The sequence below is a fragment of the Paenibacillus sp. FSL H3-0457 genome (genome assembly GCF_037981725.1).
GTDB lineage: Bacteria > Bacillota > Bacilli > Paenibacillales > Paenibacillaceae > Paenibacillus > Paenibacillus amylolyticus.
In genome coordinates, this window is the sequence record NZ_CP150283.1 from 3,131,560 (window position 1) to 3,148,575 (window position 17,016).

A 17,016-nucleotide genomic window follows, 5' to 3' on the forward strand; every position below is an offset into this window, starting at 1 on the left:
AAAAATAAGCTGAAATACGTAAGCGACATCAGACACATAAAAGCATTAAATAGACTTATTTTCTATATTTTTCAATATAGTGCTTGTGTATATCGAATAATGACTTTATACTATACCAATAAAATCCAATTAAATTCCTAATCGACTATTATATGTAATTAAAATGTTTAAGCACTCACTCGAATCACGATCGAAAGTCATATCCACCACTCCTTAGCAAGCGTTCTGCTAACGCTCCAGATTACCCTTCCACATGAATGCTTATAGACATTCACTCTCATTGCATTATTCAAACACCCAAACTATTCACTCACATGGTTTAATCTGATTCATTCAATCTCCTAAACTTCCAAGTAAAAAATCATAGACTGATCTGTTATCTCTTCTGACTCATATTGTTCCCTAACCAGACCTGTAAAGGAGGTGAGGCTTTATGTGAAATCCAGGGTATCTATTTCGTACGCAATAAAGGTTATTTTACCGTTTCATTCTGCAGAGAAGGGCATATGTACCAGACTAAATTAAAAAACCGGGTAAAAGGAGTGGAAAAGTTTGATAAAGATTAATCGGTTACGCAAGCCCATCTCCATGGGGCTCTCGCTTCTCCTTGCATTTTCGATCATTCATCCGGTTTCAGCTGAAAACTCCACATCATCCAAATTGGATATGAAATCTGGACTTGCCAAAGTTACGGAGTCCAAAGTAAACGCCAAGTTGACCAAAGAATTTGATGGTAGTGAATATGTGACCTATCTGGTGAAAATGAAGGAACAGGTGGATACAGCAGCAGTCTCCAAACAGGCCCTTGAAAAGGCGACCATAGCCAAACAAACGGCTTCAGCCACAAAGCTGTCCGTTCGTAATTCGGTTGTCAGCTCTCTGCGAGAAACGGCCTCGCGTACACAATATCCATTGGAAACTTATCTGGAAAAGGAAGTTGACCTGGGTAAGGTCAAAGAATATAAAAGCTATTTTATTGTCAATTCATTGGCAGTAACGAGTACGAAAGAAGTCATGGAACAGATTGCGCTGCTGCCTGAGGTGGAGAAGATTCTACCGAATGAGACACGATACTTACAGAAAGCCGAAGTGAGTAAAGAACCAGCGAATGCGGCATCAGGCAAAGATGTTGTCCAAACGCCAACTAAAGACTCTTCAGTCGGAGTCAAAGACAAAGAGCCTGCTGCAAAGGACAAGCTTGCGACAGAGAACGTGGAATGGAACCTGGATTACATCAATGCGCCAGCCGTGTGGGATCGGGGCATCGATGGAACAGGGATTGTTGTTGCCAATCTGGATAGCGGTGTGGATTATACCCACCCGGCGCTTCGCAGCAAATGGCGGGGACTGGATGCTTCGGGCAATATCGTTGATCCCGAACTGAGCTGGTATGATCCGCACAGTAATGCTTCCCTCCCTGCGGACGGAGACGGGCATGGTACGCACACGATGGGTACGATGGTTGGCTCCGAAGCAGATGGTACCAACCAGATCGGGGTTGCTCCCGGTGCGAAGTGGATTGGTGTACGGATATTCAATCCGGAAACAACAGATGCCATTATTCTGGATGGCGGACAATGGTTGATCGCTCCGGTGGATGCGGAAGGCAATCTGCATCCTGAACTTGCACCGGATGTTGTTAACAACTCGTGGGGCGGAGGCGCAGGATTGGATGAATGGTTCCGTCCTATGGTCCAAGCTTGGCGTGATGCTCAGATTTTCCCGGAATTCTCCGCAGGAAATGTGAGACTGGGTAACCCGGGCGGACCTGGTTCTGTTGCTAACCCAGCCAACTATCCTGAAAGTTTTGCTACAGGAGCAACCGATATCAACGGAAATCTGGCTTCGTTCTCCCTGCTGGGCCCATCCCCGTATGGTGAGATCAAACCGGAAGTATCTGCACCTGGTGTGAATATCCGTTCATCAGTTCCGGGCGGAGTATATGAGGGAGGCTGGAACGGAACATCCATGGCAGGCCCGCATACAACTGCACTTGCTGCACTGCTGCTTCAGGCCAATCATTCCCTTACGGTGGATCAGCTGGAGCAGATCATTACAGATACAGCCACGCCGAGAACGGATAGTCAGTATCCGACATCTCCTAATAACGGCTACGGTCACGGCATTATTAATGCCCTTGATGCTGTGGGTTCTGTACTCGAAGGGATCGGCACAGTATCCGGCAGAGTGGTTACGGCCGGAGATGATCTGGAAGAGCCGGTACTGGCACATACCCCTGTTAATTCTGCCTTTACAGGCATTGATATACCATTAACCGCTCATGTGACAGATAACGTCGCAGTAGTCTCCGTCGAGGCTTTTGCCAAAACGACAGGTACCAACCAGTACGTTTATCTACCGATGAACCGGATTGCTGGAGATAACAAAGATGGTACGTACACAGCGACCATTCCGGCATTTCTGATTGAGCCACAAGGTGTGGAGTATTATATCCGTGTGAACGACTACGGCAACAACGGATTCGAAAGTCAGGTATATAAAGTGGCTGTCTCCAATGGCGTTCAGCCAGGATATCTTCAGGATTTTGAAGAAGATCAGCTGGGCTTCACGACTGGTGGAACCGGAAGTACCTGGGTATGGGGAGCACCAAGTAGTGGTCCTGGAAGTGCCTACTCCGGTGACAAGGTGATTGCAACCAATCTGCAAGGAACTTATATGGCGAATAGCAATGCATATCTGCTTGCGCCGCCTATTGATCTAACCGAGAGTCCAGAAGGTGCGTTATTATCCTTCAAGCACTGGTATGACTTGGAGAATAACATCGACTTCGGCAAGGTATACATCGCTTCCGAGGATAGCGATTATGTGTTCGAAGAGCTGTTAACCTTCACGGGTACAGGTGGCAATTGGAAGACACAATATGTGGATCTTCGCGAATACGCGGGACAGCAGGTGTTCATCAAGTTCAATTTGACGAGCGATAATTCATTGCAAAAGGCTGGCTGGTACATTGATGATTTCGCTGTAGAAGAACTGGATGAGATTGCTCCAGGCGCTCCTGCCGGATTGTCTGCGACAGCCGATATTCTTGGTAATGTAGCCTTGAGCTGGACGGGTCCGAGCGATGAGGATCTCGAATCCTATATCGTATATCGCTCCACAACCGCAGGTGCAGGTTATGAATCCATTGGAACTGCAACAGGAACAACGTTTACAGATACGGCTACGGTGACAGATTCGACGTATTATTATACCGTTGCCGCACTTGATTATAGTGGCAATGAAAGCGACAAATCGAATGAGGTCTCCATTACCGTAGAGGTGCCTCAGGATATCTACATCGATCATTTCGATGGCAGTGATGATAACGGCTGGACTCATTCAGGAACCAAAGATGAGTGGGAACGCGGTATTCCGGTAACGGGACCTGCCAGCGCGGTTTCTCCACCGAATGTCTGGGCGACTGATCTCGACAATACGTACGAGAGTGGCTCCAACTATTCACTCGTATCTCCGGTCATTGATTTGACGGATGTGTCCGAAGGAACACTCACGTTTAATCATTGGTACGAGATTGAGAGTGGATACGACTACGGGTATGTGGAAGTCACCAAGGATGGTGGAACCACATGGTCAGAACTGGGCAAATTCTCACATAGTACAAACGGTAAACAATGGACACCGGTATTCTATGACCTGGATGCACTTACCGGCAGTGAAGTACAATTCCGGTTCCGTCTGACCTCAGACAACAGTGTTGTGAAGACAGGCTGGTTCATTGATGATTTCCGTGTACTGGGAGTTGCTGCGGAGACGGTAACGGAGGACAGTGCGGTTGTGCTTAACAATGACAAACCAAAACCGTCCTATGATAATCCATGGTACAAAATTTCGCGGACAGACAAAGCGGAATTTAACAAAACGAAACAGCAACAACCGGAAGTTGAAAAACCAGGAACAGGTTCGGTTAATCCACAAAGCCTGCCTGCAAGTGCAACGGTTACCGTACTGGAAACCGGGCGTTCGGTGAAGACAGATCCAGCTACAGGCAAGTATAACTTCACACACGTAGCAGGTGATTACACGTTAAAAGCTGAAGCATATGGCTATTATCCTCGAACTCAGCAGGTAACGATCACCGATGGCAGTGGAGCCAAAGCCAACTTTAATCTGGAGGCAATCCCGCATGGACAGATAGAAGGTGTAGTAACGGATGAGCGGACAGGACAACCACTGGCTGATGCTTCCGTTCTCGTGGTCGAAGATGCCAATGTAGGTGAAGTTCGCACAGGTTCAGATGGCAGCTTCGATATTCAGGTATTGGAAGGAAGTTATACCCTATCCATCCGGGCTGCGGATTATTACAGTAAAACCGTAACTGTAACTGTACCTGGTAATGGGACAGCAGAGGCAAATGTTGCCTTGAAACCATTCATCGGTTTCCCAGGGGAAATTGCTTATGATGATGGATCAGCAGAGAACGCACGAGCTTTTAACGCTGCAGATAACGCTTGGGCAGTTCGAATGACACCAGAGCTGGAGACCGCTCAACTGACAGGTGCATCGTTCCGATTCTGGAACACCGAGTGGCCTGTGCCTGGAGGTACAACGTTCCAATATGCCGTATATGATGCATCGGGTGCGGGTGGAGCTCCAGGACGACAGCTGGCTGGACCATTCGACGGTACTGCACTTCGTAACGATCAATGGACAACCGTTGAATTCCCAGAACCGGTCATTGTAACGGGTGACTTCTATATCGTGTATGTACAAAGCGTAGCCGGAACAAGTGCTCCGGGACTCGCTACCGATGAGAATGGCACGAATGCTGGTCGAAGCTGGCAGCGTGTAAGCGGAGCATGGAGTACTTCACCGGTAGAAGAAGGCAATTACATGATTCGTGCAGTCGTGAGATATCCGGTAAATGCACCTGTGCTCACAGTACCTGCAAACACGTATACGAATCAATCGACCTTCACTGTGTCGGGAACGTCTCCGGCATCTGGAGCTCAGATCAAGATCTACAACGGCAAGGATCTGGCTGGCACCACAACGGTGGCAAATGGGAAGTTCTCATACGGTGTGAAGCTCCGTTCTGGCATTAATGCGATTACTGCGGAGGCAGTGGTAGACGGTAAAACAACGGACCGTTCACTCCCCGTAGTCATTATTCTGGATCAGACCAAACCACAATTGACGATTCTCACGCCAGCTCAAGGGGATCGCATCAATGCAGAAGTGGTTCACGTAACGGGTAATGTCGTGGAACAATTCCTCGATAAGGTAACCGTTAACGGACAAACCCTACAAGTGGGTAAAGACAGAAGTTTCAGTCACCGTGTATTGGTCAATGAAGGCGAGAACACAATAACCATTACAGCAACCGATATCGCTGGTAACAAAACAACCGTAACCCGCACCGTCTATGTGGAAACGGCGTCGCCAGAACTTACGAATATTACTCCGGCTGAGGATGTTCGAATCACATCAGGGGAGAGTGTTACCGTTTCATTTGATAGTAAACCTGGTCTGCAAGCATCTTTCCGTATTCAGTTACCTTTGAATCTGGATGCCCAAGGGGCAGGAGAGATTCCATTGGTAGAGACTGAACCTGGTCGTTACACGGGTACGTACACAACACCTTCATCCCTTGTTCTGGATGGTGGAGTCATTGTGATTCGAGCTCAGGATGCAGCAGGCAACAAAGTAGAGGCGGAAGCAGCTGGACGATTGTTCGTCAGCGCAGCACAAGAACAATCCGTTCCAGAACCAGATTCGAGCCCTGAAGAGACTGAAACAGAAGTAGGTCCACCGTCCGCTGAGGGTCTGCAACCTTAATTATGCAAAGTATGACTTGGACGATAACTGCATTTTGACCATCTAAGCAAGAAGCCGATAAGCCGACGTATCAGGGCTTGTCGGCTTTTTGTTGTCTCGATTCACAACTGACGCCTAAGATTAATGAAGCATCCATCGGGATGCTTTTTCTTTTGCTCTCACATGGCAACATGTGAGTTGTCTCCTTTCTTCACATTAATGATATAACATGATATATTAGGATGTAGAACATGAGAAGTATGGGTATTTATGGAGGTGCTTGTATTGGGGAAAGACTCGGCATCCAAGCCGATGTATGAACAGATCTTTGAATCCTTGCGCGAACGGATACAGCTTCATCAATATCAAGTGGGTGAGCGTGTTCCTTCGGAGAAGGAATTATGTGATGAATTCGGAGTGAGCCGGATTACAACTAAAAAAGCACTTGAGATGCTGGCGAGTGAACAATTAATTGTTCGTCAGCCGGGACGGGGTTCTTTTGTAGCCGACACAGCAGAAATGTTACAAGAAAGATCTAACAGACCTGCTCCGCGTGCTGCGATCAAAGATCCAGAAAAGAAGCTGCTCATTGGTCTGGTCATTACTAACTTCAGCGATATGTATGGTACAGAACTGTTATATGGGATGGAAGAAACTTCGCGAGAGCATGATTGTTTTCTCGTACTTAGACGTTCCTTCGGGATTCCCGAGCAGGAGGAACAGAGCATTCAGGAACTGCTGGAACTGGGTGTGGATGGATTGATTATTTTCCCGGCACAGGGTGAATATTTCAGCGATGAGATTCTTAAACTGGTCGTTAACAAATTCCCGTTTGTCCTGATTGACCGGTACTTGAAAGGAATTCCGGCTTCTTCTGTCAGTACGGATAATGTAGGCGCGGCGCGAGAAGGGATGAATTATTTGTTCGATCTCGGTCACCGACACATCGCTTTTCTGACACAGCCTCCGGCGAACACTACACCGATTGAAGAGCGAATTGAAGGAATCATTGAGGCTCATAATGATCAAGGGGTGCTGGTGAACAGGGAACTGTGGTTAGAATCTTTTCTTTCGACACTGCCAAGTGTGTTTGATCCTCAAGTCGAGGTCCGTGATGTGGAGACATTGGTGGAACATTTACAGAAATATCCCCAAATTACTGCACTCTTTGCTGCGGAGTATCATATTGCTTTACTTGCAGAACAGGCAGCGGATCGGCTTGGTCTGAGAATCCCGGAAGATATGTCCATCATTTGCTTTGACAGTCCAAATGCTGCCGAAGGAAGCCGTGTAACCCATATGAGACAAAGCCAGTTTGATATGGGAAAACAGGCATTCGAGATGGTGCTTCAAAGTATGCAGAACAACGAAATGACAGTGAACAGAGTTGTTTTACCTGCCCGATTGGTGAAGGGTAAGTCAACGAGTATGGTGAAACAAAAGGGTTAATTATAACAACTTAATATTCATTGTGTTCAATCAGGGGCTTCGTATAAACGAGGCCTCTTTTTGGTGCGGATAAAATGGGGAGAATTGCTTTAAATGGTATATTATTTGGTGTCTTCAAATTAAAATAACATGCTAATATACAAATAAATATATTGACATAACATTATATTCGTTTTAGGATGATGAAAGCGGTTAACAAACTGGATTACATAAGGAGGACAACATGCTGACACCCAGAGATAATCAAGAAATTTCCCCCTCGATATACGACATGATTGATCAGGTTAAGCAACGTATGCCGGACCATCCGGAACTCAACCAAATGTTCAAAAATTGTTTTACCAATACGATGGCGACTACAATTCAGCGCAAAGAAGATGGAACAACTTTTGTGATTACGGGAGATATTCCTGCCATGTGGTTACGTGATTCTGCCGCTCAGGTCAGACCTTATCTGCTTCTCGCTTCAGAGGATGAAGATATTGCCGACATGATCGCTGGACTGGTTGAACGTCAACTGAAATATATTCTCCTGGACCCTTATGCAAACGCTTTTAATGAGACGGAGAGTGGAAAAGGACATCAGGAAGACCTGACGCAGATGAATGATTGGATCTGGGAACGGAAGTATGAGATCGACTCACTGGCTTATCCGATTCAGCTCAGTTATCTCTTGTGGAAGAACACGGGAAGAACAACTCAATTCAATGATACGTTCCGTAAAGCATCCCAGATCATCATGCAGTTATGGCAAGTGGAGCAACATCATGAGACGAAATCACCCTACACGTTCCAACGTCTGGATGCTCCCGAAACCGATACGCTCACCCGAGAGGGACGAGGTACTGAAACAGCCTACACAGGCATGACCTGGTCGGGATTCCGTCCCAGCGACGATCGTTGTGAATATGGTTATCTGATTCCATCCAATATGTTCGCTGTTGTGGCGCTTCGATATCTTCAGGAAATTGCTGAAGCGGTGTTCGAGGATGAAACGCTGGCAGCGAATGCTAAGCAGTTGGAGCAAGAGATCAACAAAGGTATTCAGGATTATGGCACCGTTGAACATCCGGAATATGGAACCATATATGCGTACGAAACGGATGGGAAAGGCAATCACAATCTGATGGATGATGCCAATGTGCCAAGTCTGCTGTCTTTACCTTATCTCGGATATGTGGAGGAGAACGACGAGGTGTATCAGAATACACGCCGTTTCATTCTTTCCTCGCACAACCCGTATTTTTATGAGGGAACAGCAGCAGCGGGAATCGGTAGTCCGCATACACCGGAAGGGTACATCTGGCATATCGCTTTATCGATGCAGGGGCTGACTACAGAGGATCGCAATGAAAAACTACGATTGCTTCAGCTTATCCATAAGACGGATGCGGATACCGGACTGACCCATGAAGGCTTTTCGGCCAACAATCCACATGAATATACACGTCCATGGTTTTCATGGTCCAACATGCTCTTTAGTGAACTGATTATGGATTATTGCGGATTCCGCGTACAGAAATAGATAGGGAAGCAAGAGATAACCTGCGAGTACATTATAACGTTCGGAGTTCGTTAAATTCCGACAAGAGGAGAGCGAATCATGAGAAAAATATCATTGAAAATGCCGGTAGCAGCAGTTATGACATCCTTGCTCATTCTTACTACAGCCTGTTCGGGCGGAAGCTCAAGCACAGGCACAACCAGTGATGGCAAGAAGGAAGTAACTGTATCGTTCCGTTCTTCAGGATCTGAAGATACACTTACGAAGTTTTTCCAATCAGGCTTGGTGGATCAATTTGAAAAAGAAAACCCGGATATCAAAATCAACATTGCGCCTGTACTGGCAAGTGAAGGCGATTATACGTCCAAAATGGTTCTGCAAATGAAATCCCCGGATACGGCACCGGATGTCATTGCTGAAGATACATCCATCATCAAATCCGATGCTGCTGCGGGATATCTGGAGCCGCTGGATACACAGGTTCAGGGATGGCCCGATTGGGAAGAACACATCATCGACAACCTGAAGGCAGGGGTTACCGGAGAAGACGGCAAAGTGTACGGCGTTCCGGCTACCTCGGATACACGCGGAATCTGGTACAACAAGGAACTGTTTCAACAGGCGGGACTTGAAGTTCCGTTCAAACCTGCAAGCTGGGCAGAAGTACTCGAAGCAGCACGTACGATCAAGCAAAAACTGCCGGGTGTGACACCACTTAATATGATCGTGGGCAAAGCAAACGGTGAAGGTGTCACCATGCAAACACTGGAAATGCTGCTCTATGGTACGGCGGACACGCTGTATAACGACACCAGCAAGAAATGGGTCGTGAACAGCCCGGGGCTGCTGGATTCCTTCAAATTCATAGATCAAGTGTTTAACACGGATAAAACAGGTCCAACCATGCAGGTTGCCCTGAATGGACAAGCTGGCAGTATTGCATTCCAGCAACAGTTCCCGCAAGACAAATTGGCGATGGCTGTAGATGGTAGCTGGGCAGGTTCGACATGGGCCGAGAACGGTGCTGCTCCAATCGCCAACGTTGAAGAGAAAATAGGCTTTGCACCATTCCCAACACAAAATGGGGAAGAACCTGGAGCAACTACGATGTCTGGAGGATGGGCTTGGTCTGTTCCTGCACAGGCGAAAAACAAGGAAGAGGCTTGGAAATTTATCGAGTTTCTGATGAATAAGGAAAATGCGACTGCTCGTGTAGTAGCGGAAGGCAGCCTCAGCCCACGTAATGATTCCACAGAAGTTGAAGGTTATACGGATCGTCCTTATACCAAAGAAGCACAGGAACTCTTGAATGTGGCCCACTTCCGTCCAGCGAACGATCAATATGCAGCGGTATCCGCACAATTGCAAAGCATTGTTGAGAGTATTGCCTCTGGCAAGCTGACGCCGGAAGAGGGAGTTACGCAATTGAAGGACAACGTATCCCGTTCCCTTGGCGCGGACAGCATCGAAGAGAAATAAGGATATCGATATATTCGGAGGGGGAGGCACAATCTCCCCTTTTTCCGGTTCGAATGGAGAGTGACTTATGAAAAGGAAAGCACCAGGTTCATTTCTGTTTCTAATGCCTTCCGTACTGTTATTACTTGTGTTTTTCATTGTTCCCATCATTCTGACGATCTGTTTTGCCTTTACGAATATGGCTCTGACCGGGGCGGCAGCCAAGAGTTTGGAGTTTGTCGGATTCCAGAATTTCATTAATATGTTCCATGATCCGGATTTCCGGATTAGTGTTTGGCGCACGCTGGTTTTTCTCATCTTCTCCGCAGTGATTGGTCAGGTATTGCTTGGGTTCATTCTGGCTCTTCTAATGAAGGAGAAAAATGTGACCTTCCGCCGGGTCATTGGCATCATCGTCATTGCCGGTTGGGTGACACCCGAGATTGTTGTGGCATTCTGTATGGTCGCCTTTTTCAGTGACAATGGTTCATTGAATCAGATCCTCGGCTGGTTTGGAGCGAATCCAGTCTCCTGGTTGTTCAGTTTCCCTATGGTGAGTGTCATTATCGCAAATATCTGGCACGGCACAGCCTTTTCGATGATGGTCTATCAGTCGGCACTGGATGATATCCCGAAGGAAGTTGAAGAAGCTGCGATTATTGACAGCGCCACCGGGTTCCAGATTGTCAGACACATTACGATTCCAATGGTAAAAGGCTCCATCGTGACCAACATGATGTTGGTTACCCTACAGACACTGGGCGTGTTCACGTTGATCTATACGATGACCGGTGGTGGCCCGGGTACTTCAACACAAACCTTGCCGATCTTCATGTATAACCAGGCCTTTGTGAACTATCAATTTGGATACGGCACAGCCATATCTCTGGTTCTGTTGTTCATCGGTATTATCGCCAGCCTGTTCTACATGCGATCCATGAAAGTGAAAGTGTAACCATGAAGGAGGTTCGATCCCTATGGTCAAACATGGGCTTCAACGCAAAATCCAGTACGGGATTCTAGTTTTTCTAGGGCTCTGTTTTTTATTGCCGCTGCTCTGGATCATTCTGGCTTCATTTGACCCGAACGCGCAACAGGGTATCAAAATGCCCAGTACCTGGACCATTCAAAATTTCAAGGATGTACTCGGAGATTCGAGCAATCTTCGTTCATTCGGTGTGGGCCTGATTCTGTCGGGAGGGCAAGCGATATTGGTTGTTCTAGTATCGGTCCTTGCTGCTTATCCATTATCCCGTTATGAAATGAGATTCAAAAAAAGCTTCTTGTTATCCATCTTGTTCATGACAGCTCTTCCGATTACTGCCGTGATGGTTCCGGTATTTCAAATGTTTCTGTTCTTCAAAATGCAAAATAGCATCATTGCCACGATGCTGTTCCTGACTGCATCCTCACTTCCTTACGGCATCTGGATGATGAAAAACTTCATGGATTCGGTGCCAATTGATCTGGAAGAATCGGCTTGGATTGACGGTGCATCTGTGTGGAACGGATTGAGACGAATTGTAGCACCACTGATGTTGCCGGGTATTGCAACGATAGCGATATTTACGTTTTCAGGAAGTTGGGGCAACTTCTTCGTACCATACATCCTGCTCCAGACACCGGAGAAACTTCCGGCATCGGTCACGATTTATCAATTCTTCGGCAGCCACGGTATGGTTGAATACGGTAGGTTGGCTGCATTTTCACTACTTTATACAATGCCTTCGGTTGTGCTATATATCTTCTCCCAGCGTTACATGTCCAAAGGATTCAGCATGGGCGGAGCAACCAAAGGTTAATGACAGGAGGTACGCAACATGACAACCAAAAAGACGGCACATCTCATCTCGCATACCCATTGGGACCGCGAATGGTATATGCCTTATGAACACCATCATGTACTGCTCATTGAGCTGATGGATAAACTGCTGGACACGCTTGATCAGGACCCGGAATATCGCTATTTCCATCTGGATGGGCAGACGATTATTCGTGAAGATTATTTGCAGGTTCGGCCCGAACAACAGGAGAGGCTCGACCGTTATATCCGCGAAGGACGCATCCATTTTGGTCCATGGTATGTGTTACAGGATGAGTTTCTGACCAGCAGCGAGGCCAACTTGCGTAATCTGCTTATCGGTCATCGTGATGCTCGACCTTTGGGTGTGATATCCAAAACGGGATACTTCCCAGACTCATTCGGAAATATGGGACAGGCACCGCAGATTCTTCAACAGGCGGATATTCATAACGCGATCTTCGGGCGTGGGGTGAAGCCTACGGGATTCAATAATGCTGTGGTTGATGCAGACAGTTATGAATCTCCCTATTCGGAGATGATCTGGCGTTCGGCGGATGGTTCGGAAGTGCTCGGCATTTTGTTCGCGAATTGGTACTGCAATGGGATGGAAGTTCCGGTTGATTCGGAGAAAGCCCGAGCCTATTGGGATAAAAATCTGGCGGATGCCGAGAAGTTTGCCTCGACTCCCCATCTGTTGTTCATGAATGGTTGTGATCATCAGCCGATCCAGACGAATCTGCCAGAGGCTTTACGCACGGCGGCTGCATTATATCCTGATGTTGAATTTATTCACTCCAATTTTGACGATTACATTGAGGCGGTTACGAAGGATGTGCCTGAACATCTGGCGACCATTGAGGGCGAGCTTCGCAGTCAACACACGGATGGTTGGGGAACACTGGTGAATACGGCATCTGCCAGGGTTTATCTGAAACAGTTGAATCAGCAGGGACAGACGTTGCTTGAAAAAGTAGCCGAACCACTGGCAGCCATGGCCCACATAGCCGGGGTAAAAGATTATCCGCATCATCTGTTGACACATGCATGGAAGATGCTGATGCAGAACCACCCACATGATAGCATCTGCGGGTGCAGTGTCGATGAGGTTCACCGTGAGATGGTGACTCGCTTCGCCAAGAGCAGACAACTTGCAGAGAAACTGGTTTCCCAGAGCGCGCAGGCGATTGCCGAGTCCATTCATGTGCAACCTGCTGAGGCTTGGGGAGAGGAAGCGGTGCCGTTTACTGTGTTCAACACGTCTGGATGGAATCGAAATGGAATCATTGAGATGGACCTGATTGTGGACAAAGCATTTTTCCCGGAGGGTCCTAACCCTCAGGCACTTGCGCAAAAGTTGGAAGAGGATGCGTTACCATCGTATCAGCTGGTCGATTCGGATGGACAAGTGTATTCGGCAGAAATTAACGATCTGGGTGCACATTTTGGCTATGAACTTCCGAAGGATCGTTTCCGACAACCTTATATGGCTCGTAAAGTAAGAGTGACTTTCCAGGCGGTGGATGTACCTTCGCTGGGATATAAGACTTATGCTCTCATTCCAGTAGAGAAACAAGCAGAGATTGTTGAGATTGTTGAAGTGCCCGATACGAGCGAACTCATCCAGGTGCAGGGAATGATGATGGAGAACGGTCAATTGCGAGTGACGGTTGAAGAGAATGGTACGGCTACAATTGAAGATAAGGTCTCCGGTGCTGTATACAGGGGATTAAATTCATATGAGAATACCGGTGATATCGGCAATGAATATGTCTACCGTCAACCGGAGGGAGAGACGACGCTGACCACGGAGCATCTGAAGGCGGACCTGCGGATTGTGGAGCAGTCTCCGTATCGGGCAGTTATGGAAAGTGTATTACGCTGGGATATTCCTGCTGGAGCAGATGAACTGTTCGAGCTGGAGAAGCGCCAAATGGTTCCTTTTACAGAACGGAAGGCACAGCGAGTCAAGAACACTGTTCCGTTGGTGATTACGACAACGTATACGTTGGAAGCGGGCAGTAATATGGTCAAGGTAAAAACTGACTTTAACAATCAGGCCAAGGATCATCGACTGCGCGCACTCTTTGCATCAGGACTGGTGACAGAGGATCATTATGCAGATTCCATCTTTGAAATCGCTAAACGTTCCAATACACCGGCCAAAGAATGGGTGAATCCGAGTAATGCACAGCATCAGCAGGCATTTGTACATGTGACCGATGGTGATCATGGCTTGATGATTGCAAACAAAGGGCTGAATGAATACGAGATTTTACAGCATGAAGAGGGCAGTACGATTGCAGTTACGCTGCTGCGTGCCTCTTCGGAACTGGGAGATTGGGGTGTGTTTGAAACACCGGAAGCCCAATGTCTGGGACCTCAGAGTGTGGAATATGCGATTATTCCATTTGCGGGCGATGCTGCACAGTCAGCTGCATGTGCATCCGCATACGTGTATCCGATTCCGTGGACGACTGTACAGCAAGGGGCACTTGCGTATACATTTGAGCGAGAAAGTCATGCCGGTGCCGATGGGTACAAGGTGGAACTGCCTCTGTCGAAGCAATGGCTGGCATGGAATGCACAAGGTTCGTCACTAGCCTTCTCCACATTGAAGATCGCAGAGGAAACCGGAGATTTGATTGCTCGCTGGTATAATCTAAACTCCGAACCCGTTGAGTTGAACGTGCAAACTGGATTCGAAACTGCCTCCGTTTATGAGAGCGATGTGCTGGAACGGGTTAAGGACACGTTGCAGGGTCAAAGCCAAACGGTATCGGGGTACAAGATTGTTACACAAGGTTATACGTTACGGTGAGTTGATTATTGAATATCATAATTATAGAAACCTCCTGGTCACGGTAGCGTGGACAGGAGGTTTTTGGTGTGTGCTCCGTTATGTAAAATATATCAGGGATTTGGGCAAGTGTATAAATGTCTAATACCATTCATGTCGTGATTTTATACATTTATTGTCGTGAGTTTCTATTAAAAATAGATTAAGTCTGTGATAACTTATAGATAAATGTCAGAATATTATATAGTATGGAGGTAAGACAACAGTGACTATTCGAATTGGAAAAATTAGCTTGTGGCATGTTCATGCATGGGATTACATCAAGCAGGCACAGGAACATGAGGATACAGTCATCGCCGCCGTTTGGGATGAAGATGCCAAGCGGGGGCAGGAAGCGGCTGAACGCTTAAACGTACCATTCTATGCTTCACTCGAAGATATGCTGGCCAAGGATGACATCGATGCCGTTATTGTAGATGCGCCAACTCGCATCCATGAAGATGTGATCACCGCTGCTGTAAAAGCAGGTAAACACATTTTCACGGAGAAAGTTATTGCCTCGACACAGGCGGAATCCAATAGAATCCTTAATGAGGTAAAGGCAAACAACGTCAAGATGACAGTATCCTTACCTCGACTGAATGCAGGGTATACGTTAACGATTCAGGATGTCCTTAACCAAGGATTACTTGGTAAAATAACTTATGTAAGAGCGCGTTTATCGCATGATGGAGCGATTTCGAACTGGTTGCCTGAACACTTCTATAATCTGAAGGATTGTCAGGGCGGTGCACTCATTGATCTGGGTTGCCATCCAATGTATCTCGCCAAACTGTTTCTTGGTCAGGAAGTAACTGCGGTTAACGCCAACTTCGGATATATTACAGGCAAAGAAGTGGAAGATAATGCCGTTGCAACCTTGTTTACGGATTCTGGAGCAGTCGGCGTTGTTGAAGCCGGTTTTGTGAACAGCCATTCTCCATTTACGATTGAGGTTCATGGTACGGAAGGTACACTTCTGTACGGAACACCCGAAGAAAAGTTATTGATTCGCACGAAAGCAGCACAGGGACAATATGATGACTGGACTGAACTTCCTTTGGCAGACCAAAGAGAAAGCGCATTCAATCAATGGGTTGCACATATACAGAATGATACGGATGCAACTGAAAACGTGCAGATCGCTATGGAGCTGACCCGTTTGATGGAAGCTGCGAATCTCTCTGCCAAAGAAGGGCGCAGAATTACTCTGAAAGAGTTGAAGGGTTAGTTTTTATTAAGGAGGTGTGCAATCTTGAGCCTGTATCCTTATGAGAAAATGCTTGAACGGCAGGATCTCCTGGAGAGACTGGATATTCTAATGGTTTGGGGACATTATGAGATTCGCGTGATGCGATTTCATCTGACTTCTTTTCCAGCGGGCCGAGTTGTGGATTTCCATAATCATGCGGAGTTTGAGTTTCATTTTATCCCGAGAGGTAAAGGCAAAGTTATTCTGGATGATCAGACACATGCACTCTCGGAAGGTATGCTGTATTTGACTGGACCGGGTGTCGTTCATTATCAGGAGGCTGATGCCAAAGAGGACATGGATGAACTATGTCTTCATGTAGATATCGTTCACAAGCCAAGGGAAAATGTCGATCCCTGGGAAGCAGCAGAATCCGAGGAAACGATTGAAAAGCTGAGAACGCTTCCGCTTACTCCGGTGAATGATTATCATCGTGCAATGCATTGTTTTTTGGAAGCCTACGAGGCATGTGATCAGAAATTGTTAGGTTATTATACGTCGATCAAGCAACTGGTTATCAGCATATTACTCAAAACCGTGCGAGCATACGACACCGGGGGTAATCGACCGGAAGCCCCTGTGCGGGATATGTCGGTGTATCGCTATGAGTATGCAGTGCAGTATATGGAGGCGAATCACCCTTCAGTGGTCACACTGGAGCATGTAGCTGAGAAACTTCATATTAGCAGCAGACAATTGCAGCGAATCTTCTACCAAGTACAGCCGGAGATGCCGTTCAGCCGTGTACTGGAGGATATTCGTCTGCGCGCCGTGTGCCGCAATCTGAAGGAAAGTAACGTATCCATTGAACAGATCGCACTTGCTTCAGGATTCAATAATGCCAACTATTTGCATGCTGTATTTCGCAAACGTCTGGGGATGACCCCGTCGGCTTTTCGCAAAATGAAACAACCAATACTTATGTGAGGGTGAAT

At 47.0% G+C, this 17,016-nt stretch carries 9 protein-coding genes; all 9 read left to right on the forward strand.

Annotation, left to right across the window (positions count from 1 at the left end; all coding sequences use genetic code 11):
- The first annotated feature begins 552 nt into the window (after positions 1-552).
- Positions 553-5,799, forward strand: coding sequence for a S8 family serine peptidase (locus MHH25_RS13980; protein ID WP_340020271.1), 5,247 nt, complete (start codon positions 553-555; stop codon positions 5,797-5,799).
- Positions 5,800-6,054: 255 nt separating this feature from the next.
- Complete coding sequence (locus MHH25_RS13985; protein WP_340020505.1) at positions 6,055-7,227, forward strand: GntR family transcriptional regulator; 1,173 nt, start codon at positions 6,055-6,057, stop codon at positions 7,225-7,227.
- A 223-nt stretch (positions 7,228-7,450) separates the two neighbouring features.
- Positions 7,451-8,752, forward strand: coding sequence for a glycoside hydrolase family 125 protein (locus MHH25_RS13990; RefSeq protein WP_340020272.1), 1,302 nt, complete (start codon positions 7,451-7,453; stop codon positions 8,750-8,752).
- A 78-nt stretch (positions 8,753-8,830) separates the two neighbouring features.
- The gene (locus MHH25_RS13995) at positions 8,831-10,210 is read left to right on the forward strand and encodes an extracellular solute-binding protein (protein ID WP_127545869.1); all 1,380 of its coding nucleotides are present in this window, start codon (positions 8,831-8,833) and stop codon (positions 10,208-10,210) included.
- A gap of 67 nt (positions 10,211-10,277) precedes the next feature.
- Complete coding sequence (locus MHH25_RS14000) at positions 10,278-11,144, forward strand: sugar ABC transporter permease (RefSeq protein WP_036608294.1); 867 nt, start codon at positions 10,278-10,280, stop codon at positions 11,142-11,144.
- A 22-nt stretch (positions 11,145-11,166) separates the two neighbouring features.
- Positions 11,167-11,991 carry a carbohydrate ABC transporter permease gene (locus tag MHH25_RS14005; protein ID WP_076211825.1) on the forward strand — a complete coding sequence of 275 codons (825 nt, stop codon included), beginning with the start codon at positions 11,167-11,169 and terminating at the stop codon, positions 11,989-11,991.
- An 18-nt stretch (positions 11,992-12,009) separates the two neighbouring features.
- Positions 12,010-14,811, forward strand: a complete 2,802-nt coding sequence (locus tag MHH25_RS14010) for an alpha-mannosidase (RefSeq protein ID WP_340020273.1) — start codon at positions 12,010-12,012, stop codon at positions 14,809-14,811.
- Positions 14,812-15,055: 244 nt separating this feature from the next.
- Complete coding sequence (locus tag MHH25_RS14015) at positions 15,056-16,060, forward strand: Gfo/Idh/MocA family oxidoreductase (protein WP_340020275.1); 1,005 nt, start codon at positions 15,056-15,058, stop codon at positions 16,058-16,060.
- Between the two features lie 24 nt (positions 16,061-16,084).
- Entirely contained in the window at positions 16,085-17,008 is a 924-nt protein-coding gene (locus MHH25_RS14020; protein ID WP_340020277.1) for an AraC family transcriptional regulator, read from the forward strand.
- Positions 17,009-17,016 lie beyond the last annotated feature (8 nt).